Genomic DNA, 25,118 nt, shown 5'->3' with positions numbered 1-25,118 from the left:
TCCAGGCGGTCACCACCACGGCCGACAGCCACCGCCCGGGACGGGCGGGCCTGCGTCGGCGTAGACAGCTGACCACGCGAAACCCCCAGTGTTAACGCGCTTCGGCACGCGGCATGCGACGTGAGGTGCCGTAGCGGAGAACCTACCACCGCACAGCAAACAATTTCGGGTTCCCGCGCCGATCTGCGTCGGGCCTACCGGACGGCAGACGCGGATGGCACCCCGATCGGTTCGATCCGCACGGCCACCCCGTTGAGCACCGACATGCCCGCGAGGCGTTCGAGATCGGCGGCGTCGTTGGAGGTCAGCTCGTTGACGTTGGCGCCCCCGGAACGGTTCGCGAGCTCCCAGCCGCCGCGGTGACCCCAGCCGTGTGGGATCGCGACCGTGCCCACGGGGACGTCGTCGGTGATCGCGACCTCGGTTTCGATCGCACCGTGTGGCGAGGTGACCCGGACCGTGTCGCCGTCGGACAGCTGCGCGGCTGCCGCGTCGACCGGGTTGATCCGGGCCCGGTGCCTGCGGTCGCCCTTCATCAGCGTCGGGCTGTTGTGCATCCACGAATTCTGCGATCGCATCTCGCGCATCCCGATGGCCATCAACGGGAACTGCGGATCATCGGGGTGCCGTTCGCCGAGGCGGTCGACCTCGGCGAGGATCTCCGCCGGTGCCAACGCCACGATGCCGCCCGGGTGGCGAACCGACTCGACGCGGATGTCCACCGCGGCGTACTCGGCCAGCACGATGCCGTGCGGGTTGGCCCGCAGCCTGCGCGGGTTCAGGCCATGGCGGCGCAGACCGAACCGGTCGCCGTACGGCCCGATCCGCATCATCAGCTCGACCAGCCGGCGCGGCGTGAGGCGTCCGATCCCGCGCCGGTCGAGCCAGCTCAGCACGCCGTTGAAGCGTTCCAACGCCCCGGTGGCGAACAGCGACAGACCCATCCGGCGGGCCAACTCGTCGAACACCTCCCACTCGTTGCGGGCCTGCCCGTAGGGCGACAGCACCGGCTCGGCCGCCTGGAAGAACACCGTCGGCGAACAGTTGGCGAAGCTGTAGGGCACGTCGTGGCGCTCGAGGAAGGTGGTGGCGGGCAGCACGTAGTCGGCGTGCCGGTTGGTCTCGTTGACGTAGAGGTCCAGCGACACCAGTAGCTCGAGTTCGTCGAGCGCCTTCTCCAGCATCGGCCCGTTGGGCACCGTGAGCACCGGGTTGCCCGCGGTGACGAAGAGCGCGCGCAGCTGTCCGTCGCCGGGCGTGATGATCTCCTCGGCGATCAGCGCGGCCGGGTAGGTGCTGATCACCTCGGGCAGACCACCGACCCTGGAGCGGGAGGTGTCGTAGGTCATCTTGCCGGCCCGCTCCCCCATCTCCTCGAGCGGAATCACGCCGCGGGAGAACAACATTCCGCCGGCCCGGTCCAGGTTTCCGGTGACGATGCTCAGCGCGTCGAGCAGGAAGCTCACCAGCGTGCCGTGCCGGCCCAGGCACGCCCCGGTGCGCCCGTAGGCCACCGCATGCGGCGCCGCCGCGAACTCGCGGGCCAGCCCGCGCAACACGTCGGGCGCCACCCCGGTGCGCACCTCGGTGTCCTCCGGCGGGAAGTCGCCGGCGACCTCGCGCAGCGCCTGCCAGCCCGTCGTCTGCTCCCGCAGCGCGGCGGTGTCGGCGAGCCCCTCGGAGAAGATCACCTGCAGCATCGACAGCAGCAGCCAGGCGTCCGAGTCCGGCCGCACCGGCAGGTGCTCATGGGCGCGGGCGGTCTCGGTGCGCCGCGGGTCGACGACCACGACGCGCCCGCCGCGGCGCACGATGCCCGACAGGTCGTCCCTGATCCGCGGGGAGCGCACCGCCGAGCCGTGCGACACCAGCGGATTGGCGCCGAGCATGAACAGGAAATCGGTACGCGCCAGGTCCGGGAACGGGATCTGGCTGGCCGCGCCGTAGAGCAGCTTGCTGGCCACGAAGCGCGAGTTGATGTCCTGCGATCCGGCCGAGTACTGGTGGTGCGCGCCGAGGCGGCTGAGGAACAAACCCGACCACAGGCCGATGGCATAGCCGAACGCGATCGGATTGCCGAAGTACTGGCCGACCGCGCCACCGCCGTGGGCGGCGACGATGCGGGTCAATCGGGCGGCGATGTCGTCGAGCGCCTCGTCCCAGCCGACCTCGTCGAAGCCACCGTCGGACCGTCGGCGCAGCGGGGTGAGCACCCGGTCGGGATCGTTCTGGACGTCGGTGAACGCGATGCCCTTCGGGCAGGCCCGGCCCCGCGACAGCGGGTTGTCGGGATCGGGGCGCAGCGACTGCAGACGGCCGTCTTCGACGGTGGCGATCAGCCCGCACAGCGCCTCGCAGATCCGGCAGTAGGTCACATGCTGTTGGGCTGGCATCCACGCCCCTTTCTGTTGCGTTCTACCGTGGCACCCCCTCGCCGGCTGCGCTGGACATTTCGACCAAAGTGTTCACCGATGTCGCGTCGGCGACTATTGGAAGCGTGCCGTCATCGGCATCAGCAGTCGCTGATAGCGCTGCGGTGCGATACGGACGACAAGATCGAACGCTCTGGCATCGGGGCCCACCAGCACGCGAGCCTTGTTCCGGCGCACAGCCTTCAAGATCACCCGCGCAGCACGCCGGGGACTCGTGACGGCCAGCCTCTCGAAGGTCCGGACGGCTTTGGCCTTGTCGACACCCGGTGCAAATGCCGCGTTGCGGGCCACAGCCGTCTTGACATATCCCGGATGCACCGTGGTGACGCCGACGGGATGGCCCGCGAGCAGCATTTCCTGGCGCAACGCCTCGGTGAAGCCGCGGACGGCGAACTTGGCCGAGTTGTAGGCCGCCTGCCCCGGCACCCCGAACAAGCCGAACATGCTCGACATGTTGACGACGCGGCCGTCGCCTGAGGCGATCAGGTGGGGCAGGAAGGCTTTCGTGCCGTTGACGACGCCCCAGTAGTCGACGTCCATGATCCGTTCGATGTCCTTGAACCGGCTGATCTCGACGTCTCCGAGAAAGGCGATACCCGCGATGTTGTAGATCTGGTTGACCACGCCGAAGTGGTCCTGAACATCGTCGGCGTATGCCACGACCGCCGCGCGTTCGGTGACGTCGAGCCGGTCGGACCGCACCGGGGCGCCGATTTCCCGTATCAGCTTGTGGGTCAAGGCAAGTTCGTCACCGTCGACGTCGCTGATCGCAAGCCTTGCACCCGACCTGGCCAGCTCGACGGCAAGGGCCTGCCCGATCCCGGAACCGGCGCCGGTCACGGCGGCGACCCTGCCCGCGAAACTCTCCATGATCGCCCCCGAATCGGTCCAGCCACCGGCGAGTATGCCAGCGCGGTTTCCCGTGTTCGGCCTCTTTGAATGAGAACCCACAAGTCGATGGGCCAGACTGGGGCCATGACGGAAGCCGGTACTCCCCGCGTCGCTGTATATCTCGACTTCGACAACATCGTCATCTCGCGGTACGACCAGGTCAACGGACGCAACTCGTTCCAGCGGGACAAGGGCAAGGGGGTCGAGGACTTCCCGGAGCGGCTCAAGCGCGCCACCGTCGACGTCGGGGCCATCATCGACTTCGCCTCGTCGTTCGGGACCCTGGTGCTGACCCGCGCCTACGCCGACTGGTCGGCGGAGGTCAACGCCGGTTACCGCGACCAACTCGTCGGGCGCGCGGTCGATCTCGTGCAGCTGTTCCCGGCCGCGGCGTACGGGAAGAACGGCGCCGACATCAGGCTGGCGGTCGACGCCGTCGAGGACATGTTCCGGCTGCCCGACCTGACCCATGTGGTGATCGTGGGTGGCGACTCGGACTACATCGCGCTGGCCCAACGGTGCAAGCGGCTAGGCCGCTACGTGGTCGGCATCGGCGTGGCCGGGTCGTCCAGCCGCGCGCTGGCCTCGGCGTGCGACGAGTTCGTCACCTACGACGCGCTGCCCGGGATCCCGGTGTTCGAGCCACCCGGCGACGGGCCGGCCGACTCCGCGCCCAAGAAGCGCACCCGGCGCGGCAAAGCCGCGTCGGCCGAGCAGGAACCGTCGGATCCGCAGGCGGCCGCGACCGGCCTGCTGACCCGCGCGCTGCGCATCGGCCTGGAGAAGGACGACGTGGAATGGCTGCACAACTCCGAGGTCAAGGCCCAGATGCGGCGGATGGACCCGTCGTTCAGCGAGAAGTCGCTGGGCTTCAAGTCGTTCAGCGACTTCCTGCGTTCCCGATCGGATCTGGTGGAACTCGACGAGAGCTCGACCACGCGGATGGTGCGGCTGCGCGACAAGGCCTGAAGCAGGCCGATCTACCCTCCGTGGTGATCCCGTCGGCCGGCGGCATGCCCGTCGAGGATGTGACCCGGGGAACCCCGTTGTACCGCAAGGCTGTTGAGCTGGGCATCGGGACAACCCTGCCCCTGTGGGAAAGGCCGGCACCGGCATGACGATCGGCAACGGCACCGCGATCAGGGACGTGGTCGTCGTCGGCATCGGATCGATGGGATCGATGGCCCTGTGGCAACTGGCCGTCCGCGGCGCGGACGTGGTCGGCGTGGAGCAGTTCGGACGGGTGCACACCTATGGCGCCTACGCCGGGGAGTCGCGACTGTTCCGGGTCGCCGCCAAGGAGGGCCGGTTGTTCACCCCGGCCCTGTTGCGCTCGCGCGAGCTGTGGCAGAGGCTCGGGGCCGCCTACGGTCAGGACCCGATGCTGCCGGTCGGCGCGCTGAGCCTGGGCCCGAGCGGGCACCCCGACCTGGAGTCCACGCTGCGCACGATCGCCGAGTTCGAGTTGCCCCACGAGATCCTCGACGCCGCGCAGGTGCGCGCCCGCTACCCCCAGTTCCATGTCGAGGACGACGACATCGGGGTGCTGGACACCTTCGGCGGGCTGTTGCGCCCGGAACTGGCGGTCGCCGCGGCCACCGATCGCGCGCTGGCGTGCGGGACCACGGTGTACTACGACACCACCGTCGAGGCGATCGAGCCGCATGACGACGGGGTGCGGGTGGTGACGTCGAACGGCGAGTTGCTCGCGCGGCGGGTGGTGCTCACAACCGGTCCGTGGACCACGCGGCTGATGCCCGAACTCACCGGTTTGGTCAAGGTGGCCACCTACCCGCTGATCTGGTTCCTGCCGCGACACATCGAGATGTTCACCCCCGACCGCTTCCCCGGCTTCATGCGCGACCTGCACGGCGTGCACGCGTTCGGGATCCCGAGCCTGGACGGCTACAGCGTCAAGGCGACGCCGAACATCGATTTCCCGATGGTCGACGACTGGGCCGACCGTTGCACGCTGCTGACCCGCGAACAGCTGAAGTGGGCCGGCGAACAGATGCACACGATGCTCCCGGACCTGATCCCGGAGGCGTCGCGCTGGTCGGTGCACGGTGAGTCGTTCACCGAGGGCAAGATGCCGATCATCGACACCCTGGCCGACGGACGCATCGTCATCGCCACCGCGCTGAGCGGCAACGGCTTCAAGTTCGCCCCGGTGTGGGGCGAGACGCTGGCCGATCTGGCCACCAAGGGCGAATCCTCTTTCACCGAAGAGGTGTTCACGCTGGCTGATCACCGCAGGGCACGCTGACGGCGGTGCCGATGCGGTTTCCACACCGTGTTCCGGACGTGCATGGCGAAATCCGCACTAAACCTGCGCCGTGGCAACGGAATTCTTAGGATGCCTGCATGCCGTCCGCAAGCGCACCGCCGCAGATCGAGCTGATCGGCGTGCGCAAGGAGTTCGGGGACGGTCGCAACCGGGTCGTCGCCGTCGAGGGCGCCGATCTGTCGGTCGGTGACGGCGAGCTGTTCGCGATTCTCGGGCCGTCCGGCTCCGGCAAGACCACGCTGCTGCGGCTGATCGCCGGATTCGAGCAGCCCAGCGCGGGCACCGTGAAGCTGGGCGGAACGGACGTCACCGCGCTGCCGCCGGCCCGACGCGACACCAACACCGTCTTTCAGCAGTACGCGCTGTTCCCGCACATGAGCGTCGCGCAGAACGTCGAGTATGGACTGCGGGTGCGCGGCGTCGGCAAGGACGAACGGCGCCGCCGGGCCGCCGAGGCGCTGGAGATGGTGCAACTCAGCGGCCACACCACACGCAAGCCCGCCGAGTTGTCCGGCGGGCAGCAGCAGCGCGTGGCGCTGGCCCGGGCCCTGGTCGGGCGCCCGCGGGTGCTGCTGCTCGATGAACCGCTGGGCGCGCTGGACCTCAAGCTGCGCGAGCAGATGCAGATCGAGCTCAAGGCGATCCAGCGCGAGGTCGGCATCACGTTCGTCATCGTGACGCACGACCAGGACGAGGCGCTGACGCTGTGTGACCGCCTCGTCGTGCTCAACGGTGGCCGCATCGAGCAGATCGGGGCGGCCCGCGAGGTCTACGAGAACCCCGCCAACCGGTTCGTCGCCGACTTCGTCGGCAGCTCCAATGTTCTCGACGCCGAGACCGCCGAGACGATGCTGGGCCGGCACGGAACATTCGCGATCCGCCCGGAACGCATCCAGGTGCTCGACGCCGGCGCCGGGGCCCCCGACGGGCTGCACAGCGTCACCGCCGAGGTCGACGAGGTCGTCTACGCCGGGCCGATCACCCGTGTCGCGGCGACCGTCACCGGCGCCGCCCGCCTGCCGCAACCCGTGCGGCTGACCGCGACCCTGCTGTCGGCCGAGGCGTCGGCCGGCATCGCCCATGCAACGCCCGTGGTTCTGGCGTGGCCCGACTCAGCGGTCCGCGACCTGAACGTCACATCGATCAAAGGACAGAAGGAGTAGCCATGAGATATCCGATTCGCCGCCTTGGGGTCGCGCTGGCAGCCGGTGCGCTGCTGGTCACGGCAGGCTGTTCGAGTTCCGGCGACTCCGGGGGCGGCTCGGGGGAACCTCCGAAGATGGACGCCGCCACCTCGGTGGGCGACGGCGAGGGCCAACTCAACCTGATCGCCTGGCCCGGCTACGCGGAGAACGGCTCCAACGACCCCGCGGTCGACTGGGTCACGCCGTTCGAGGAACAGACCGGCTGCCAGGTCAACATCAAGATCGGCAACACCTCCGACGAGATGGTCCAGCTGATGCGCACCGGCCAGTACGACGGGGTGTCGGCCTCCGGCGACGCCACGCTGCGGCTGATCTACGCCGGCGACGTGGCCCCGGTCAACACCGACCTGGTCCCCAACTACGCGACGGTGGTGCCGTTCCTCAAGGACAAGCCGTGGAACTCGGTGAACGGTCAGATGTACGGCGTTCCGCACGGCTGGGGCGCCAACATCCTGATGTACAACGCCGACGTGGTCACCGAGGCACCCGATTCGTGGGGCGCGGTGTTCCCGGGCGCCCCCGACGTCAAGGGCAAGGTCACCGCCTACGACTCGCCGATCTACATCGCCGACGCGGCGCTGTATCTGTCGAAGACCAAGCCAGAGCTGGGCATCAACGACCCGTACTCGCTGACCGCCGAGCAGCTCGACGCCGCCGCCGAGCTGCTCAAACAGCAGAAGGAGAACATCGGCGAGTACTGGTCGGATTACACCAAGCAGGTGCAGGCCTTCGAGTCCGGCACGAGCGTGATCGGCACCAGCTGGCAGGTGATCGCCAACACGATCGAGGCCGACGGCAAGGTCAACATCGCCACCGTGCTGCCCAACGAGGGCTCCACCGGCTGGTCGGACACCTGGATGCTGGCGGCCGACGCCGCCCATCCCAACTGCATGTACAAGTGGATGGACTACATCATCTCGCCGGAGGCCAACGCCCAGGTCGCCGAGTACTTCGGTGAGGCGCCCGCGCAGACCAAGTCGTGCGACCTGACCGCCGACAAGGCCCACTGCGAGACCTACCACGCCACCGACGAGGAGTACGCGGCGCAGATCCACTACTGGACCACCCCGCAGACCAAGTGCGTCGACGGCAGCGGGGACAACTGCACCAGCTATGACGAGTGGGTCAGCAAGTGGCAGGAGATCAAGGGCTGATGCCCGCATCCCCGCGGCTGCGGGAGAGGGCCACGCTGGCATTCCTGTTGGTGCCGCCGCTGGCGTGGCTGATCATCGCCTACCTGGGATCACTTGCGGTGCTGATGGTTTCGGCATTCTGGCGGACCAGCAGCTTCACCGGCGCGGTGGTGCGCACGTTCACCTTCGACAATGTGATCCGGGTGCTCACCGAGCCGGTGTTCCGGACCACGACGGTGCGCACCCTCGCGGTGGCGCTGGCGGTCACCGTGCTGTGCGCGGTGCTCGCCGTCCCGCTGGCGCTGTTCATGGCCAAGTTCGCCTCGCCCGCGGTGCAGATCGCACTGGTGGTCGCCGTGACCACGCCGCTGTGGGCCAGCTACCTGGTCAAGGCGTACGCCTGGCGGATGCTGCTGTCGCCGGAGGGGCCGCTGGCGTGGGCGACGGGGTATTCGCCGGGCTACGGGCTGGTCGCGACGGTGCTCACGCTGACCTATCTCTGGTTGCCGTACATGGTGATTCCGGTGTTCGCCGCGTTCCAGCGGGTGCCCGACGCGCTGACCGACGCCAGCTCGGACCTCGGCGCCTCCGACTTGACCACGATGCGGTTGATCGTCGCGCCGATGATCTTCCCGGGCGTGGCGGCGGGGTCGATCTTCACGTTCTCGCTCTCGCTGGGCGACTACATCGCGGTGACGATCGTCGGCGGCAAGACCCAGCTGCTGGGCAACGTGATCTACGGCCAGCTGGTGACGGCCAACAACCAGCCGATGGCCGCGGCGCTGTCGCTCATCCCGCTGGTGGCGATCATCCTGTACCTGCTGGCGATGCGCCGCACCGGCGCACTGGAGAACGTCTGATGCGCTCGGCACGGATGCGCACCGCCACACTCGCCTGGACCGTGCTGGTCCTGGTGTTCATCTACGCGCCGCTGGTGCTCGTCGTCATCAACGCGTTCAACACGTCGAAGACCTTCGCGTTCCCGCCGTCGGGGTTCACGCTGCAGTGGTGGCGCACCGCCCTGCGCAGCGAGGGCATGTGGGCGGCGCTGGGCAACTCGGTGGTCGTCGGCCTGGCTGCCACCGCGATCGCGCTGGTGCTCGGCACGATGGTGGCCTTCGCCATCCAGCGTCACGAGTTCTTCGGGCGCCAGACGGTCAACCTGCTGGTCGTGCTGCCGATCACGCTGCCCGGCATCGTCACCGGTATCGCCCTGAACGCGACGTTCACCTCCGCGTTGGGCGTCACCCTGGGGATGGCCACCGTCATCGTCGGCCACGCCACGTTCTGCATCGTGATCGTGTTCAACAACACCCAGGCCCGGCTGCGGCGCCTGGGTACCGGGCTGGAGGAGGCCTCGGCCGACCTCGGGGCGTCGTCGTGGCAGACGTTCCGCTTCGTGACGCTGCCGATGATGCGGGGCGCGCTGGTGGCCGGCGCAATCCTGGCCTTCGCGCTGAGCTTCGACGAGATCGTGGTCACCACGTTCACCGCGGGCCCGACCGTGCAGACGCTGCCGATCTGGATTTTCGGCAACCTGTTCCGCCCGAACCAGGCGCCGGTGATCAACGTGGTCGCCGCGGCGCTGACGGTCGTCGCGGTCATCCCGGTCTGGCTCACGCAGCGGATCGGCGGGGACCCGGCAGCGCGCATCTAGCGGGACACGACGATCCCCTAATGCGCGCGGCGAGCCGGACCACCGCGTAGATTAACCGTGGGCGGGAGCAAGAGAACAGGCGGGAATCCGGATGAAAGTGACGACCTGTAGGGCGCTGACCACCGGTATCGCGGCATTGACCGTCGGCGCCGTGGTGGTTGCGCCGTCGGTGCTGCCGATGTCGATGCGGACCGTCGAGGTACCTCGTCCGGTGACCTTCACCGCTGATTCCACTCCGGTGGGCTCGACCGTGCCGTTGGAGCCGGTTTCTGAGCAGGACGTCAGGTCCGCCCTGACCCTGATCGACCAGATCGGCGGCGTGTCCGGCCTCGGCAAACTCACCGTCGGGCTGGATGGCGGCGAGACGCAGGACCTGGCGGCGGCGGACGGGCCCGTCGTGCTCAACACGGCATCCGACATCATCGACAACGCGTACTCGGTCATCATGTACTGGGCGGACTACATCGCGTTGGATCTCGGGCCCTGGCTGCTCGGCTGGGTGCCGTTCGGGTACCTGATCGCCGACCAGATCTACATCTGGTACCCCGCCGTGGTCCAACCGGTGGCCGACAGCTTCGTCTACGACTTCCTCGATCCGGTGGTGAACGCTCCCCTGGATCCCGCGGTCTGGGTGAACGGCATCAACGCGGTGGTCAGCACCGCCGTCAACGGCGTCGTCAACGGCGCCATCGCCGAGATCAACTACATCGCGTCGTTCGGCTGGTTCCCGATCCCGCTACCGCCGATTCCGCCCCTCCCGTTCTTGGCCTCGAGTTCGGCGGTGGCCACCGCAACGCCGGCCTCCAGCGAGATCGATGAAGCCGCCACCGACGCCACCGACGAGGCCGGCACCGGCGAATCCGAGGGATCCGAAACCGATGCGGCCGACGGCACCGCTGCCGGGGTGACCGAGGAGCCGGGCACCGGGGAAACGACCGTCGACGAAACGGTCACCGACGAAACGGTCACCGAGGAGCCGACCACCGGGGAAACGGTCACCGAGGAGACCGGCGGGACCGAAGCCCCCGACGTCACCGAAGAGACCGGCGACACCGTGACCGACGGGGTCGACGAAGAGACCACCCTCGACGAAGAGGCCGCCGTCGACGGAACGGACGAGTCGGTCGACGAAGATCTCGACGAGTCCGCGGTCGAGTCCGGTGACGAGAACCAAGGCGACGAGGCCGGTGACGGCGCCGATGCCGAGCAATCCAAGAGCGGCACTCAGCCCGCGGACACCGACACCGCGGAGAAGACCGCGGACACTGGCGAAAGCCAAGCCAGCCAGGAGGACTGACGCCCGCTGGTGTTATGCGCCGTGCCGACGCTCGGGTGAGTGTCCTCGGTAGCGGCGCACCGCCTGGATCGACGGCACAATCGCCAATCCGACCACGCTGACGGCCAGCAACCACAGGAAGCAGTAGGCGGCATCCTCCGCCGCGCTTCGCCGGCCGAAGGCCAGTTGCGGGTTCACCAACGGGCCGATGCTGCCGTCGGAGCGGACATCGCCACCGAATCGGACCGTGTATTCCCCGTCCGCAGGGACCCTGGCGATCCAGATCTGCTTCCGAAAATCCTGCTCCCCACCGGATCCCGCACCGTTGTACTCGTCCAGCCTGGGCCGGTCGACCCCGTCGGGCGGTTCGATCGCCAGCGATAGAGCCGGCACAGGCACATTGTTTGAATCGACGAAATGGCCCGAAAATCGGGAGTGCACAGACACATTGACGTCGCCGGCGGGCAGGTGCACCACGGCTAGCCTCCCGACGGGGATCTCCCCGTAGGCGCGGTAGTCGTCAGCGTGTGTGTCGATACCCATGGCCACCAACCACCCGATCAGCGACGCCACGAATACCACCGCCGAGACGCCGACGACCAACCCGCTCAACAGCTTGCCCCCGCGCATGCACGAAGTGTAGGCACGGCGCGCCCCTCCGAGCGGGACGTGTGACCCAGCACGGCAACGGCGTCAACAGGTGTCTCGGACGTGGTCTATTCCGAGACGCGGCGGTAGGCGTCGCCGCCCGCTGTCACGGCATCGCCTCAGCCCACTTCATATGCCCTTCAAAGCCCAGTTCGGTGGCCATCTTTCGGTAGCGGTCCCGATAGTTCCAGTAGGCGGCGGGGTGGCCTTGGGCTTTTGCCAACAGGGCGCGAAGTCGCAGCAGCCAGATGTCGCGTATTACCAGGTCCTCATCGGCGGGTGCTTCGGCCAACCTGGTGATCGCCGCTTCGGCTTCGGCCACATCACCGTGGGTCCCACGATCGAGCAACGCCTCCACCAAAACACCGGTCGCAGCAATGCCGTACCAAAGCATCTGTCCCTCGCGGAACAGGCCGTCGGTGGATGCACGCATCAACTGGATCGCCTCATCGCGATCTCCACGCCCAGACCACTCACGCGCCAAATACAACTCTACGCAAGGTAACTCGCACAGGAGGTATTCGCGGCGCGCCAACGCGTCGCTGAGTTCGGCCAGCAGCTTCTGTCCGCGGTCACACTCGGAAGCCGTATCACGGTGTACCAGCGCACCGCCCAGCGTTGCCCCGGCGAGCGACAGCGCGAGATCGTCACCGGATCTTTCGGCGATCCGTAGCGCATCCTCGATCTCGCGCACCGCCCGATCGTCGGGAGCCAGCACTCCATAGGCTATCGCCCCGAAGTAGACGTAGGCGATGACCGCAGCATAGGAGAAGGCGTCGGCGCTGCGGGCAATGACCAAGCTCTGCTGCAGATCGTCGCGCCATCCGTTGCGACCCAGGCAATACCGGGCCATCGCCCGCGTCGTCAACGCGACCGCCAATGGGGACCCGAAGAGGAAGTTGCCTCGAGTCGGATCACTGTCAGCCAGGTCGATCGCTCTTTGTGACCACCCCAACACGTCAGACCATTCGGTGATGTGAACCTTGGCGTAGATCGGCGCGAAGGCCAGCCCCACCGTCAAGGCCGGATCACCGAGCGACTCGATTAGAGCCCAGGCTTCCGATGCCAGCTGCGATGCCTCATGGATCCGGCCTTGAAATACGTGATCCGTTACCAGCCCTGCCATTGCGATGGCAAGTGACGCACTGTCCCCGGCCGCGGTGCACAGTTGCCGCAATTCTTCGAAGCGGTCACCGGCAACATTCACATGGACTCGCCAGGCAATTCCGCACAACATGGTGCGTGGGGCGATGCGCATGGCGACCTGGTTGGGGTCCTCGACGGGTAGGACGTCGGCGATCTTTTCCGCACGCTCCCAACTCAGTCGCGCCGCGCTGATGTCGCGGTTGGTCGCCCAGGTGGCCGCGCGCATGTGCCAGCCGTAGGCGGCGTGCAGGTCACCGGCGGCCTCCAAGTGTTCGGCAATCAGGGCGGCATTTTCGTCAGCCGTTGCGGGGTCACGTGATTCGATGGCGGCCGCGACGCGCCGGTGCAGCTGGGCGCGATCCGATTTCAGCTGTGATTCATAGGCCACTGTGCGGATCAACGGATGGTGAAACACGTAGGCCGGATCTCCGGTGAAGCTGACCTGATCGATGAACTGTGCCCGCACCAGGTCATCAATGACGGGGTCGATCCCGAAGGTTTCCAGCAGGTCCCGGCTAAACCTCGCGCCGATGACCGCTGCCGCGCTCAGCGTGCGTTTGGCTGCCGGGTCGAGCCGGTCGATACGCGCGGCGATGCTGGCTTGCACCGTGGCCGGCAAGCGAACCTCGGCGACATCAGCTGTCGAGACAAAGCGGCTACGGGTGCCCTGCAACACCCCTTGCTCGGCCAGATCCCGCACGATCTCCTCGGCGAACAGCGGGTTGCCGGCGGCGCGTTCGACAATCAGGGCGGCCAGCCCGGCAACTGAGGGGTCTGCGCCGAGTAAGTCGCTGACCAATGCGCCGGTCTCGGAACCGCTCAGCGGAGCCAGGGCCAGGCTTTGAGCACCATGCACCCGGCTCAACGAGCCGCAGTATTCGGGACGATAGGTGATCAGCACCAGCGCCGGTGCCTGTGAGATCACCACCAGAAAATCGGCCAGCATCGACTCGCTGACCTCATCAATCCAATGGACGTCGTCGATGACATAGACCGCCGGGGAGGTGCGGGCCAGCGAGGCGGCGTTGACCAAGGCGGTCAACCGTCGCCGACGGGCGTCCGGGTCGATCTTCGGAAGCTCCACGTCGGGATCAGCGATCCCCAGCAGATCATCGAACAGCAGCAAGTCCTCGGGGTCGGCGTCGGCGGGGGCGTGCGCCCGCACCCCCACGCGCGCCGTCGCGCTGTCCAACCCGCTCACCCCAGTGGCCGCCCGCAGCAGCCGCGAAACCGCATGGAACGGCACGTCGGTGGCGTGCGACTCGCAATAGGCACTGAACACCTCGACACCGCGACCGCTGGCCATCGTCGAGACTTCACGCACCAGACGACTCTTACCGATACCTGGGGAGCCCACCACGCAGACCACCGCGCCGTGGCCCTCGATAGCCCGCTCCAACAGACCTTCGACCGCAGCCATTTCCCAGCGCCGACCTACCAGAGCCGACTGCGCACGCCCGGCAACGCGATGCTGTTCATCCATGTCCAGCAGCCGACGGGCCACCACCGGCTGGTCTGCACCCTTGATCCGAACGAACTCAGGATCACCAAGAACCGCTGCACCCTCGACCAGCAGTGCGGTAGAGGCACTCAGCATCACTCCACCCGGCGGGGCCACCGACTCCATCCGCTGAGCCATTCCCACCTGTTCCCCGACGGCGGTGTAACCAGTTGCTGCCGTGCCGATCTCCCCGGCGATGACTTGTCCGGAGTTCAGCCCTATCCGCAACGCAAGTTCGACACCATCTTGGCGGGCGACGTCCTGAGCCAGATCACCAATGGCACTGTGGATCTCGAGTGCGGCCCGGCACGCCCGAACAGCGTGGTCTTCGAGGGCGACGGGTGCCCCGAAGACGGCCATGATTCCGTCGCCGGTGAACTTGTCCACTGTGCCGCCGTAGTGTTTCACCACAGCGGCGGCCCGGTCGACCAGTCCGGCCATGATCTCTCGGAGCCGCTCTGCTCCGACCGCCGCCGCGATGTCCATCGAATGCACCACGTCGGCGAACAGCACCGTCACCTGCTTGTACTCCGCCGGGGTGGTGGCCGCCACCACGGGCACACCGCACTGGCTACAGAACCTGGCCGCCTGGCTCAGTTCCGTGCCGCACGATCCGCACACCAGCCCCGCCGCTGTCATCTCAGGCGGACTCCCCACCCTCGCTCACCACACCATGGTGTCACCGCCGGCCGGCCGGCGTGGGATATATCCCCCGTTGCAGTCCGGGATAGTGATCGGGGGCCGGATCGCGGCGATGTTGCAGGTGAGAGGGGTTTTCTGTGCCATGCGTCGGGAATGTGCACCAGCGACACTGCTGAGTTCCCCGCTCTTTCGCCTCACCTGCAGGGGTCGGAGGGGCTGAAGTGGGGCGGGCGGTGCTCGAACCCGCGTAGGAGGGGCCGCGCATGCGCAAGACGTCGAATTAGTCGAATCACTGGCGAAAACCCAAATCACACAGCAGGTTCCAGTCTTCAAGAGCAACGAATGGACCGCTGGCGGTCTACCGAAACGATCACCCAACTGGGTACAGGTCAGCGCGCCCACCCCGCAATGGGTCCCTCGATGTGGATGCCCCTATTGACCGTCGCGCCGGCTGATGATGAGGTCCTTGAGCTCAGCGAGCTGCTCGTCAACTGAGCGAGACGTGGCCCGAGTCCCCCGGTGAAACTCGGCTAGTTCTGTCCCCGCCTCGGCCAGCTCCGTCTTCACCGCCCCGAGACCGAGCGCATGATCACGCTGATTGGCGCCCAACGCGTTGACCGCTGCCAACACTGCGCGGTAGTCGGCCTGGGACGCTTCAAGCGCGGCGACGCGCGCCTCCAGGTCCTCCAGAGTTGCCATGACGCCATGGTAGGTGACCGCTCTGGCATCGGGTCACGGCAAAACTGTCACCTGATCGTGCAGCAGACCCAACATAGTGCGCCAGGTTTCGTAGGGTGCTTGACCTTATGCTGACGGTCATCGCGTCGACTCCTTTGCTCGAGTGACTTTGGCCGGTCTCCCGACGAATCACGCGATGACCTTCAATCCCGTGACGACGCGCCGGACACCCCGATCAGGCCCGACTCGTAGACCACTCTGCGAGACGCAGCCGGTGACTGACCTCCCGGACCGGACGGACGCTCGGCAGGCGACGGCGAATGTTGAGTATGAGTATGCATTTCATAGGCTTTCAGCCCAGCCCATGATTTGCATACTGAAGGAGTGATCATGGCGCGAAGGCACAGCACAGCGGTCCCCGCCAGCCTGGCCGCGCATCCACTCGGGACGTTCCGCCCGGCGCAGGCTAGACACACTTACGCGCACCCCGCTGCGGAGGTGGCGCGTCTGCACGCCCGCACAGGGCCGTGCGTGTTCGCGGGTGTGCGCAAGCGTTGGGTGGGGGTGTTAGCGCGGCAGTTGTGACACCGTCGTGACACCGAGCTTTACGCCGGCAGCAGATCGCAGCCCAGCAGTCGCGCCAACCAATGGAACTCCATTGGGCAGCCAGAACCGCTCGACACCCCGAGCAGGAACTCAAGACGGAGGAACAACGGATCAGCGCGGAGGACTTTGGTCCCTAGTCCCCCAGCAATCCGGGCGATTAGCGTTCGGCACCCACAGCAAACAATTTGCTGCATCTAACGCAAGAGGAGACACCCATGAAACGAGCAGTGGTAGTAGGCATGGCGGTCTTCGCCCTGATGCTGGGAACGGCCTCAACGGCCTGGGCTAAGCCAGGCGATGAGAATGGTTGCTCTAGTGGAACTAATCGGGGCAATTGCGGGGCGGTCTTTAAGGACGAATTTCACGTCGGCCCTGACGGGTCCGGCTTCGACTGGGGCAAAAAGGCCAGCGAATTTGCGAGAGGTCAGAGAACTCAGGACGGCCAGCCAGGTGTTTCGGAAGGCGTCCATACGGCCAAGGACAACGGGCCGGGGACGAACCCGGAGTCGGCACCGGGGCAGCAGGACTAAGTAGCGGCTCGGCGTTTGCCGAGGCAGGTCACACGGGCGTCCGCATCGGGTACGACCTCGATGCTGAACGGGGTGGCCTAGGTAACACGAAAGCCGCCCACTTCTGGACATACCAGGGTGGGCGGCTTCGTTCGTCTACGGCCTTCTCAGAGCCCGCGTTTCAGGCCGGGGCAGCGGGTCGCAGCCTAACAGTCGCGCCAGCCAGTGAAACTCGGCCGGCGGCCACTCGGCCCTGCACGGGCACGCGTCAGCGGCGTTCACGATGGCGACGTATGCGCACTCCCAGAATGAGGCGCTGAAGGCTGCTGTGAGCAGTTTTCGACCGGTTGTGACAACTCGTGACACCGAAACCCCGCGGCGGTGACCACCGAACCGGCCTATAAGCCTGCTACCAGCACATATGCTGTGGGGCGGGCGGGACTTGAACCCGCGACCAATGGATTATGAGTCCACGGCTCTAACCAACTGAGCTACCGCCCCGGCGCGACGTGCGCGGCCACCATGGTCGCACACCACGGCTCAGGCGAAGATCGTCTGTCCCGTCGGGCAGGCCAGACATGTCCCGCTGCCTCAGGTGTCGCGTCCCGGCCCTGCCGTTGGCTCCAGCGCGAGGTTCCACTGCTCGGCGACGTTGCTGAGCTGCACTGGAGTCGGGTCGGTAAGCGCGACGGGGTCCCCCGCAGCCGAGATGGTCCCGCGGCCCTCCAAGAAGACCACGCATGCATTGCCGTCCAGTCGGGACGGAAACCGGATTGCGCCGGCGCCTCGGTCGTACAGGTCCGCAGCGATCGTTTGAGTCACAGCGCGCCGACTGGTCGTGATCTCATGTAGATCGAGGTGTGGCAAGTCGTGCCGAAGTAGCAAGTCACCGTGTCGATCTTCGATCTGCTGACGGGTTGAGACGTCGGTGAGGTCTACGAGGTAATCGTCGAGTCGCACCTGGACTGCGACTAGAACATGCTGCCTGCGCCACTGTGCCGTGATCGGGTGCGTCGCGAAATCTTGGGAACCCTCGTGTCCGTAGCGTTCGATGTGGCGCGCATCGCGGCGAGGTTGGGGCGGAAGTCGGCAAGTACTTCACACAAACAGGTCTCGGCCGATTCGGCGCAGTAGAGCGTGCGAAATCGACGGTGGATGTCGTCGAAGCGATGATTGAACTCATAAAGCTCTCGCGGGGTGAATCCAAGCGGGTCGAGATGGTAGCCAACCCGCCACAACATCGGCCCGTCATCCGGATTTCCGATCACGCCTGGAAGCTGGCGACCTGTCGGGCGGCGCGCACCACCGAGGTGAAGTCGGCAGTGTCGGTCGCCGCGCCGAGCACGTCGATCGGCGCACGGTCATCAAGGCGGGTGTTGGTTCCGAAAAGCCAAGCTCGCGCCGTCTTGTCGTCATAGGCGTCGCTCAGCATCCGTACGATCTTGTAGCCCTCACGTAGCCGGCGTTCGGTTGCTCCATGTGGCCTCGGACCGTTGTCGCGCACGTAACGGCCGATCTGTCTGGCGTCGGCCAAACCGGCGATAGCGGCAGCAATCCTCTGACCGACGACCCCCTGGAGGTACTCGGCGATCTCGCGAATAGATCGTGTCGCGGCTTCATCGTCAAGCCGTTGCGCTGCCGAGGAGGTGAGGACCGGCATTCGAGCCCCTTACGTCAATGTCACGATACAGCGAGGCTACCTCTGACTACACCGGTAACTCACCCTCAAAACGCACCATCCGAAGCACCGGCCTGCACACCACGGCTCAGGCGAAGATCGTCTGCCCCGCGTCGTCGACCTCGTAGCGTTCGGTGCCCTCGGCCACCCGCGGGGCATCGGCACCCAGGGACACCGCGATCTTGTTGGCCGCGTTGCGCATCACGTCGAGGGTGAGCTCCAGGGACTGCTTCTCGGAGAAGTTGCTCCGCACGCCGGCGACGACATCGTCACCGATCTGCGACGGGGTCCAGATCAGCGCGTCGACGTAGCGCAGCGCCGCCTTGTGCGCCTCGGTCAGGTCGGCCGCCCGCTCGAAGTCGTCGATCTGCGCATAGAGCTGCTCGGATCCGCCTTCGTCGAGCGCGTGGACCTCCCGAAGCGAGCGGCAGAGCCGGCAGTTGTGTGCTGCCGCCCCACGTAACCGCACCACCTCGGTGGTGACGGGATCGAGCTCGCGCATCCGCGCCACCGCCGGCACGAACCCGTCGAGCAGCGCCTCGACCGGGTCGGTGTCGTGGTCGATGCTGACCTCGTCGGTCCGCCCGGGGGTCCCGAGCCCCAGCGCCGAGCAGCCCGCCCACACCCGGGGCACGAAGTCGGCGATGAAGACCGCCACCGTCACCCGGAACGCGTCGGCGCCCCAGGTCTCTGCGAAGCGGGCGCGCTGGTTGTCCCCGATGCCGGTCACGTCGGTCGAGAACTGCTCGGCGAACGCCACCAGCACGGTCTCGGCCTCGGACAGGTCGTCGGGCAGATAGCCCAGACACGGTAGCGGCGCCAGCGCCAGCGCCCGCGCACACGTCAGCCGGATCAGCGTGTCGGCGCGCTCGTTCCCGCTGGACAGGGCGACCAGCGCCGCCAGACGGTCGGCCGCGGCATGATCGGACACCCCTGGATTATTGCGCCTGGCTGACCGAGGACATGTGAAAGTCGGGGATCCGCAGCGACGGCATCTGCGCGCGGGTGGCCCAGTCGCCCCACTCCCGCGGCAGCGTGCGCTCGCTGACGCCGGCCTCGGTGGCGCGCCGCAGCAGGTCCAGCGGGCTCTCGTTGAACCGGAAGTTGTTGACCGCGGCGGTGACCGCACCGTCCTCGACGAGGTAGACACCGTCTCGGGTGAGGCCGGTGAGCAGCAGCACCGACGGGTCGACCTCGCGGATGTACCACATCGTGGTCAGCAGCAGCCCGCGCTCGGTGGCCGCGACCATCTCCTGCAGACTGGCCGACCCGCCCGTCATCACCAGGTTGTCGGCCCCGATGGCCACCGGGGCGCCGAACTCGGCGGCGGCGGCCCGGGGGTAGGCCAGCGCGTTGATGACGCCGTCGCGAATCCAGTCCAGCCGCTCGACGGCCATCCCGTTGTCGAACACCGACATCCGTTCCGAGGAACTCGGGACCGCGACGAACGGCGTGCACTCCAGCCCCGGAACCTGCGGATCGGAGTACATCGTCAACGGCAGCGAGGTCAGCTTCTCCCCCACCCGGGTGCCGCCGCCGGGCGCCGCCAGCGCGGTGCGGCCCTCCTGCGCTCCGCGACCGCCCATCGTCCAGGTCAGATAGATCATCATGTCCGCGACCGTCGACGGCGGCATGATCGTCTCGTAGCGGCCCGCGGGCAGCTCCACGGTGCGCTCGGCCCACGACAAACGGGTTTCGAGCTCGTCGAGCAGGGAATCCGTTGGCACATCGGTGAAATCGGCGGTGCTCACCCCGGCCCATGCGCTCGCGCCCGCACGCTTGGCGTTGATCTCCACCGAGCCGGTCGGCTGGGTGAACCGCCTGCGCAGCCCACCCGAGGTCGCCAGGAACGTCGTCTCGACGATGTGCCGCGCGTAGCCGAACAGCATGTCGGCGCCGGCGAATCCGCGGGCCAAGGGCCCGGCGATGCCGTGGAAGACCTCCGCCCCGGTGCCGGGGATCGGCGCGTCCCAGTCCGCCGGTTCCGGGCCGCCGGCCAGCGCGGGCGCCACGTCATGCGCGGCAGGCGCGCCCGCGGCGGCGGACTGGGAGGCAGCGACCACCTCGGCGAGCACGGCGGGATCCACCGAACTGGAGCGCACCGATCCGACATGGGCGTCCTCACCGCGGCGCACGATCGAGATGACCGTCGTTGTCCGCGAGGTCGATTCGCCGTTGGTGGTCATGGTGTTGTTGGCCCAGCGCAGTGCCGCGTCCACGCAGTCGGTGACCAGCACGATGGTCTGGTCGGCCCGGCCGAGCCGGGCCGCCTCGGCCAACACGACATCGACGACCTGCTGTGCACCGATCACCGGCTACCGCCCACCCTCTTCGCGTGTGTTGAGCACGTTGATGCCCCGGAACAGCGCGGCCGGGCAGCCGTGGCTGACCGCGGCGACCTGACCCGGCTGGGCCTTGCCGCAGTTGAACGCCCCGCCGAGGCGCCAGGTCGACTGTCCGCCAACCGCTTCCATCGCTCCCCAGAAATCGGTGGTGGTCGCCTGGTAGGCGACGTCGCGGACCTGGCCGTCGATCCTGCCGTCCCGAATCCGGAAGAACCGCTGGCCGGTGAACTGGAAGTTGTAGCGCTGCATGTCGATCGACCACGACTTGTCCCCCACGATGTAGATGCCGTCGGACACCCGCGAAATCAGATCGGCGGTGCCGAGGTCCTCGGGACCGGGCTGCAGCGACACGTTGGGCATCCGCTGGATGGGCACGTGGTGCGGCGAGTCGGCGTAGGAGCAGCCGTTGGACCGCGCCATCCCGAGCCGGGGCGCGAACACCCGGTCCAGCTGGTAGCCGACGAACACCCCGTCGCGCACCAGATCCCAGCTCTGCGCGCGCACCCCCTCGTCGTCGAAGCCGACCGTCGCCAGACCGTGCCCGACGGTCCGGTCGGCGGTCACGTTCATCGCCGGCGAGCCGTACTGCATCGTTCCCAGTTTGTCGGGGGTGGCGAACGACGTGCCCGCGTAGGCCGCCTCGTAGCCGATCGCCCGGTCGTACTCGGTGGCGTGCCCGATCGATTCGTGGATGGTCAGCCACAGGTTGGTCGGGTCGATGACCAGGTCGGTCGGGCCGGCGATCACGCTGGGCGCCTTGACCTTCTCGGCGAGCAGTTCGGGCAGCCGGGCCAGCTCGCCGGCCCAGTCCCACACCTCGTCGCCGACGACGGCCTCCCAGCCCCGCCCGGTCGGCGGGGCCAACGTGCGCATGGACTCGAAGCTGCCCTCGGCCGCGTCGACGCTGACTGCCTCCAGGCTGGGCAGCACCCGGACCCGCTGCTGGGTGATCGAGGAACCGAACGTGTCGGCGTAGAAGGTCTGCTCCTTGGCCGCGCGCAGCAGCGCCGACACGTGGTCGACGCCGTCGGAAGCCAGCAGCCGGCCCGAGTAGTCCTCCAGCACCGCGATCTTGTCCGCGGCGGCCACGCCGAACGGGTCGGTGCGGTAGTCCGACACCCAGGACACGTCGCGGTAGACCGGTTCAGGCGCCAGCTCGATGCGCTCGGCGTTCAGCGCCGCCAGCGTCCTGGCCACCGTGACCGCCCGGCGCGCGGTGTCGGCGGCCACGCCGGGTGCCAGCTCGGCATGCGACGCGAAACCCCAGGTGCCGTCGACGATCACCCGCACCGCCAGGCCGATCTCGTAGTCGGTGACCGCGGTCTCCAGCGCGCCGTCGCGCAACTGGACGGTCTCGGTGGTGATCGCGTGGATACGCAGGTCGGCATAGCTCGCGCCGGCCTGCAGCGCGGCGGTCAGCGCGGCATCGGCCAGCGCATGGCGCGGCACCGCGAGGAAGTCGGCGTCGATCCGTCGGGGCCCCGTCACCGTTCCACCGTAACGGCTGGCGCCGGTCTCAGCGGCGCATGCCGCTGGTGCCCAGGATGGTCAGCTCGAGCGCCAGTGCGGTGCCGCACACGGCGATGACGACCGCGAGCGCCACCCAGTCGCGCCGGCGGGGCCGGGACGGAAGGGCCGAGATCTGCCCGGCACCGCCGCGGGCGGTTATCGCGTCGCCCATCTCGTCGGCGCGGCGCAGCGCCACGGTGATCGCGGCGGCCAGCAGGTCGATCAACTCCACCGCCCAGCGCCGTCGGCTCCGGTCGGCGTCGGCGGGGCGTAACCGTCGTGCCGCGTAGAGCACCCGGAACTCGTCGATCAGCATCGGGAATGCCCTCAGCGCCAACGCAAGCGCGACCGCCCAATCGTCGACGGGAACCCGCAGCAGGCGCAGTGGCCGGCCCAGCGTCGCCACCGCGGGCGCCACCTCGGCGACGTTGGTGGTCCACGACACCATCGCGCCGAGCCCGAGCAGCACGATCGACAGCGCGGTGATGCGCAGGAAGTTCAGCAGGCCACCCAGGCCGACCTCGGCCGAGCCGATCGCGATCACCGGGCTGCCGCCGGCGAAGGCGGCCGTCACCGCGCCGAGCAGGAGCAGCAGCCACAGCCAGCGCGGGATGCCGGGCAGCACGCCGCGCGGGATGTGGGCCAGCCCCGCGGCCACCGTCACCAGCAGGGCCACCGCGCCGATCGGCACCCAGCCCGGATAGAACGTCAGCAGCACGCCGATCCCGGCCACGATCGCGAGCTTGGATCCGGCCCAGAGCTGGTGGATCACGGTGCGCCCGGGCACCGGCCGCAGCAGCACCACCTGCCGGCGCTGCCTGCGCGCGGCGGTCACGACATGCCCCCGGCGGCGGTCGGCGCCGTCGCCAGCACGCCGTCCTCGAGGTGCAGGATGCGCGGACACAGTTCTTCCAGGCCCGCGAAGTCGTGCGAGATCACCACGACGGTCAGCCGCTCGCGGCGGCGCAGGTCCACCAGCAGCCGCACCAGCCCCCGCGCCGACGCGGCGTCCAGCCCGGCCAGCGGTTCGTCGAGAATCAGCGCGCGCGGCGATCGGGCCAGCAGCCCGGCCAGCACGACGCGGCGCATCTGGCCGCCGCTGAGCTGGTCGATGCGCCGGGCGGCCAGCGTCGGATCGAGGCCCACGGTGTTGAGCGCTTCGGTGACCTTGGCCTGGTCGTAGATCGAGAACCCCGCCGACGAGGCGATCTCCAGTGCCACGTGGCTGCGCATCAGCTGCAGTCGCGCGGCCTGGAACGAGATCGCCACCGCACCAACCTGATCCGAGACCGGGGCGCCGTCGAGCAGACAGCTGCCGACGGTCGGGACGGTCAGCCCGGCCATGATCCAGGCCAGCGTCGACTTGCCCGACCCGTTGAGCCCGTGGATCAGCACGCCGTCGCCCTCGTGCACGGCGAAGTCGATGTCACGCAGCGCCGTCTTGGCCCAGGGCGTACCGGTGGCGTATTCGTGGCCGACACCGTTGAGCTCCAGCACCGGCGCCCCCTGCGGCTGTTCGACGGTTCCCGTCGCCGTCGGCGCGGTGGCCTTCTCCACCATGTCGGTGTTGGCGGTGCCGCGGCCGGTGAGATTCACCGTGCGGTCGGCGGCGTCGGCCTCGGTGTTGTAGTGGGTGATGTGCACCAGCGCGGTGCGGTGATGGCGGGTCAGGCCGGACAGCACCGACATCAACGCGTCGCGGCCGGCCTGGTCGACCATGCTGGTGACCTCGTCGGCGATCAACAGCGACGGTTCGCGGGCCAGTGCAGCGGCCACCGCCAGGCGCTGCAGTTCCCCGCCGGACAGGCCCCCGGTGTCCCGTTCGGCCAGCCCGTCGAGGCCCACCTCGGCCAGCAGCCGGTCGACGTCGGTGGACGCGCCCGGCGGCAGGCCCCACACCACGTCGTCGGCCACCCGGGTGCCCAGCACCTGGCTCTCCGGATGCTGCATGACCACGGCTGTACCACCCAGCGCGCCCAACCCGACGGCGCCGGGCCGCTGCACGGTCCCCGACGTCGGCTCGCGCCCGGCCAACACCAGCATCAGCGTGGTCTTGCCCGAACCGTTGGCGCCGGTCACCGCCAGGTGTTCGGCGGGCTGCACCGACAACGTCACCGGGCCCAGCGCATCGTGCGTCGACCCCGGGTAGCGGAACCGGACATCGTGGAGCTGCAGCGGAACCGGTGCGATCGGGCCCGTCTCCGGGGACGTATCCAGCTTGTGCACGTCGCGGACACCGAGCAGGCGGGCCAACACCTTCGACAGCGCCCACCAGCCGACCAGGCTGACCCAGGTGATGGACAGCACGCCCGCGCCGAAGAACAGCAGCGGCCAGTAGTCCAGCGCGGCGGCGAAGCCGTGTTTCAGCCGCTCGGCGGCACCTTCCATGCCCGGGATGCGGGCGATCATCGCGGCCAGGCCGGTGATGTTGGCGGTGACCGACTCGAACAACAGGTGCCGCAGCCGCACCAGCACGGCCAGCGCCGCCACGGTGGCCAGACCGAACAACGCACCCGCCACCAGCGCGGCGGCGACGACCGTGGGGGTGCCGCGGCCGCGCCGCTTGACGATGCCGGTCAGACCGCCGATGTAGGCGCAGTTGACCACCGTCATGAAGCCGCCCATGCCGGCGATCAGGAACGCGATCAGGCCGCCGGCCACGGTCGCGGCGACGAGCACCCGCAGCCGGTAGCGGTAGGCCAACAGCCCCATCGGCACCGTGCCCAGCAGCGACAGACCCGCCGCGAACGGCACCACCACGGCGATGATGGCGATCGCGGCGCACAGTGCGGCCATCACGGCGGCCTGGGCGAGCTCGACCGGTTGAAGCGAACCCGTCCGTTGAGGCGCGCTCTCCGGGCCGGGCGAGGTCATCCCACGATTCTGCCAGTCGGCACCCCGTCCGCCGCGACGCCGGGGCTGTCAGCGGCACGCCGGCGCAGTTTGGTATGCATAGTAAACCTATGCAATCATGG

The 25,118-nt window shown here is 68.1% G+C and carries 20 protein-coding genes, 1 tRNA gene and 1 pseudogene; 7 read left to right on the top strand and 15 right to left on the bottom strand.

From position 1 onward, the window contains the following. Positions 1-194 precede the first annotated feature (194 nt). Both JDV09_RS05430 and JDV09_RS05425 read right to left on the bottom strand, forming a co-directional pair. Entirely contained in the window at positions 195-2,393 is a 2,199-nt protein-coding gene (locus tag JDV09_RS05430) for a molybdopterin-dependent oxidoreductase (RefSeq protein ID WP_221368078.1), read from the bottom strand. 93 nt (positions 2,394-2,486) lie between these two features. Further along, positions 2,487-3,302 (bottom strand): SDR family NAD(P)-dependent oxidoreductase, encoded by an 816-nt coding sequence (locus tag JDV09_RS05425; RefSeq protein ID WP_221368077.1) that lies wholly within the window; start codon positions 3,300-3,302, stop codon positions 2,487-2,489. Between the two features lie 105 nt (positions 3,303-3,407). Here JDV09_RS05425 and JDV09_RS05420 point away from each other — a divergent pair, with 105 nt between their 5' ends. The 7 genes from JDV09_RS05420 to JDV09_RS05390 all read left to right on the top strand — a co-directional run bounded on the left by JDV09_RS05420 (position 3,408) and on the right by JDV09_RS05390 (position 10,902). Beyond that, on the top strand, positions 3,408-4,292 hold the full coding sequence (locus JDV09_RS05420) for an NYN domain-containing protein (protein WP_221368076.1): 885 nt from the start codon (positions 3,408-3,410) through the stop codon (positions 4,290-4,292). A gap of 124 nt (positions 4,293-4,416) precedes the next feature. Beyond that, positions 4,417-5,589, top strand: a complete 1,173-nt coding sequence (gene solA / locus JDV09_RS05415; protein ID WP_308124013.1) for an N-methyl-L-tryptophan oxidase — start codon at positions 4,417-4,419, stop codon at positions 5,587-5,589. Between the two features lie 98 nt (positions 5,590-5,687). After that, positions 5,688-6,773, top strand: coding sequence for an ABC transporter ATP-binding protein (locus tag JDV09_RS05410; RefSeq protein WP_221368075.1), 1,086 nt, complete (start codon positions 5,688-5,690; stop codon positions 6,771-6,773). A 2-nt stretch (positions 6,774-6,775) separates the two neighbouring features. Further along, complete coding sequence (locus tag JDV09_RS05405; protein WP_221368074.1) at positions 6,776-7,969, top strand: ABC transporter substrate-binding protein; 1,194 nt, start codon at positions 6,776-6,778, stop codon at positions 7,967-7,969. After that, a complete protein-coding gene (locus tag JDV09_RS05400) occupies positions 7,969-8,808 on the top strand; it encodes an ABC transporter permease (RefSeq protein WP_221368073.1) in 840 nt (279 codons plus the stop codon). The genes JDV09_RS05405 and JDV09_RS05400 overlap by 1 nt, the downstream gene beginning before the upstream one ends. After that, entirely contained in the window at positions 8,808-9,605 is a 798-nt protein-coding gene (locus JDV09_RS05395; RefSeq protein ID WP_221368072.1) for an ABC transporter permease, read from the top strand. The genes JDV09_RS05400 and JDV09_RS05395 overlap by 1 nt, the downstream gene beginning before the upstream one ends. A 91-nt stretch (positions 9,606-9,696) precedes the next feature. Continuing rightward, positions 9,697-10,902, top strand: coding sequence for an ICP22 family protein (locus tag JDV09_RS05390; RefSeq protein ID WP_221368071.1), 1,206 nt, complete (start codon positions 9,697-9,699; stop codon positions 10,900-10,902). A 12-nt stretch (positions 10,903-10,914) separates the two neighbouring features. Here JDV09_RS05390 and JDV09_RS05385 read toward each other — a convergent pair whose 3' ends face one another. The 13 genes and pseudogenes from JDV09_RS05385 to JDV09_RS05335 form a co-directional block, all read right to left on the bottom strand. Continuing rightward, positions 10,915-11,511: a hypothetical protein gene (locus JDV09_RS05385; RefSeq protein ID WP_221368070.1), complete on the bottom strand. Its 597-nt coding sequence runs from the start codon at positions 11,509-11,511 to the stop codon at positions 10,915-10,917. 124 nt (positions 11,512-11,635) lie between these two features. After that, a complete protein-coding gene (locus JDV09_RS05380) occupies positions 11,636-14,815 on the bottom strand; it encodes an AAA family ATPase (protein ID WP_221368069.1) in 3,180 nt (1,059 codons plus the stop codon). A gap of 435 nt (positions 14,816-15,250) precedes the next feature. Continuing rightward, entirely contained in the window at positions 15,251-15,517 is a 267-nt protein-coding gene (locus tag JDV09_RS05375) for a hypothetical protein (protein WP_221368068.1), read from the bottom strand. A gap of 1,521 nt (positions 15,518-17,038) precedes the next feature. Next, positions 17,039-17,112, bottom strand: a tRNA-Ile gene (locus JDV09_RS05370). Positions 17,113-17,202: 90 nt separating this feature from the next. After that, positions 17,203-17,349, bottom strand: a complete 147-nt coding sequence (locus JDV09_RS26575) for a hypothetical protein (RefSeq protein ID WP_255604925.1) — start codon at positions 17,347-17,349, stop codon at positions 17,203-17,205. Between the two features lie 45 nt (positions 17,350-17,394). Continuing rightward, positions 17,395-17,571, bottom strand: a pseudogene (locus JDV09_RS26570) (RES family NAD+ phosphorylase); the annotation flags it as partial. A gap of 11 nt (positions 17,572-17,582) precedes the next feature. Further along, positions 17,583-17,879 carry an RES family NAD+ phosphorylase gene (locus JDV09_RS26565; RefSeq protein WP_308124012.1) on the bottom strand — a complete coding sequence of 99 codons (297 nt, stop codon included), beginning with the start codon at positions 17,877-17,879 and terminating at the stop codon, positions 17,583-17,585. Next, on the bottom strand, positions 17,876-18,271 hold the full coding sequence (locus tag JDV09_RS05360; RefSeq protein WP_221368067.1) for an XRE family transcriptional regulator: 396 nt from the start codon (positions 18,269-18,271) through the stop codon (positions 17,876-17,878). The genes JDV09_RS26565 and JDV09_RS05360 overlap by 4 nt, the downstream gene beginning before the upstream one ends. A 106-nt stretch (positions 18,272-18,377) precedes the next feature. Continuing rightward, complete coding sequence (locus JDV09_RS05355) at positions 18,378-19,220, bottom strand: carboxymuconolactone decarboxylase family protein (RefSeq protein ID WP_221368066.1); 843 nt, start codon at positions 19,218-19,220, stop codon at positions 18,378-18,380. A gap of 7 nt (positions 19,221-19,227) precedes the next feature. After that, on the bottom strand, positions 19,228-20,601 hold the full coding sequence (locus JDV09_RS05350) for a metallopeptidase TldD-related protein (RefSeq protein ID WP_221368065.1): 1,374 nt from the start codon (positions 20,599-20,601) through the stop codon (positions 19,228-19,230). 3 nt (positions 20,602-20,604) lie between these two features. Next, positions 20,605-22,122 (bottom strand): TldD/PmbA family protein, encoded by a 1,518-nt coding sequence (locus JDV09_RS05345; protein WP_221368064.1) that lies wholly within the window; start codon positions 22,120-22,122, stop codon positions 20,605-20,607. A gap of 28 nt (positions 22,123-22,150) precedes the next feature. After that, on the bottom strand, positions 22,151-22,978 hold the full coding sequence (locus JDV09_RS05340; protein ID WP_221368063.1) for a CbiQ family ECF transporter T component: 828 nt from the start codon (positions 22,976-22,978) through the stop codon (positions 22,151-22,153). Then, the gene (locus JDV09_RS05335) at positions 22,975-25,017 is read right to left on the bottom strand and encodes an ABC transporter ATP-binding protein (protein ID WP_221368062.1); all 2,043 of its coding nucleotides are present in this window, start codon (positions 25,015-25,017) and stop codon (positions 22,975-22,977) included. Before JDV09_RS05335 ends, JDV09_RS05340 begins: the two co-directional genes overlap by 4 nt. Positions 25,018-25,118: the final 101 nt, after the last annotated feature.

The sequence above is a fragment of the Mycolicibacterium xanthum genome (assembly GCF_019710635.1).
Lineage (GTDB): Bacteria > Actinomycetota > Actinomycetes > Mycobacteriales > Mycobacteriaceae > Mycobacterium > Mycobacterium xanthum.
The sequence above is the reverse complement of the archived record's forward strand: the minus strand, read 5'-3'. Positions and strand labels throughout refer to the sequence as shown.

Excerpts from the sequence above, each read along its gene's own strand:
- JDV09_RS05430 (WP_221368078.1), bottom strand. The coding sequence starts at position 2,393 with ATGCCAGCCCAACAGCATGTGACCTACTGCCGGATCTGCGAGGCGCTG.
- JDV09_RS05420 (WP_221368076.1), top strand. The coding sequence starts at position 3,408 with ATGACGGAAGCCGGTACTCCCCGCGTCGCTGTATATCTCGACTTCGAC.
- JDV09_RS05395 (WP_221368072.1), top strand. The coding sequence starts at position 8,808 with ATGCGCTCGGCACGGATGCGCACCGCCACACTCGCCTGGACCGTGCTG.
- JDV09_RS05390 (WP_221368071.1), top strand. The coding sequence starts at position 9,697 with ATGAAAGTGACGACCTGTAGGGCGCTGACCACCGGTATCGCGGCATTG.
- JDV09_RS05385 (WP_221368070.1), bottom strand. The coding sequence starts at position 11,511 with ATGCGCGGGGGCAAGCTGTTGAGCGGGTTGGTCGTCGGCGTCTCGGCG.
- JDV09_RS05335 (WP_221368062.1), bottom strand. The coding sequence starts at position 25,017 with ATGACCTCGCCCGGCCCGGAGAGCGCGCCTCAACGGACGGGTTCGCTT.
- JDV09_RS05405 (WP_221368074.1), top strand. The coding sequence starts at position 6,776 with ATGAGATATCCGATTCGCCGCCTTGGGGTCGCGCTGGCAGCCGGTGCG.
- JDV09_RS05425 (WP_221368077.1), bottom strand. The coding sequence starts at position 3,302 with ATGGAGAGTTTCGCGGGCAGGGTCGCCGCCGTGACCGGCGCCGGTTCC.
- JDV09_RS05380 (WP_221368069.1), bottom strand. The coding sequence starts at position 14,815 with ATGACAGCGGCGGGGCTGGTGTGCGGATCGTGCGGCACGGAACTGAGC.
- JDV09_RS05400 (WP_221368073.1), top strand. The coding sequence starts at position 7,969 with ATGCCCGCATCCCCGCGGCTGCGGGAGAGGGCCACGCTGGCATTCCTG.
- JDV09_RS05410 (WP_221368075.1), top strand. The coding sequence starts at position 5,688 with ATGCCGTCCGCAAGCGCACCGCCGCAGATCGAGCTGATCGGCGTGCGC.
- JDV09_RS05375 (WP_221368068.1), bottom strand. The coding sequence starts at position 15,517 with ATGGCAACTCTGGAGGACCTGGAGGCGCGCGTCGCCGCGCTTGAAGCG.
- JDV09_RS05360 (WP_221368067.1), bottom strand. The coding sequence starts at position 18,271 with ATGCCGGTCCTCACCTCCTCGGCAGCGCAACGGCTTGACGATGAAGCC.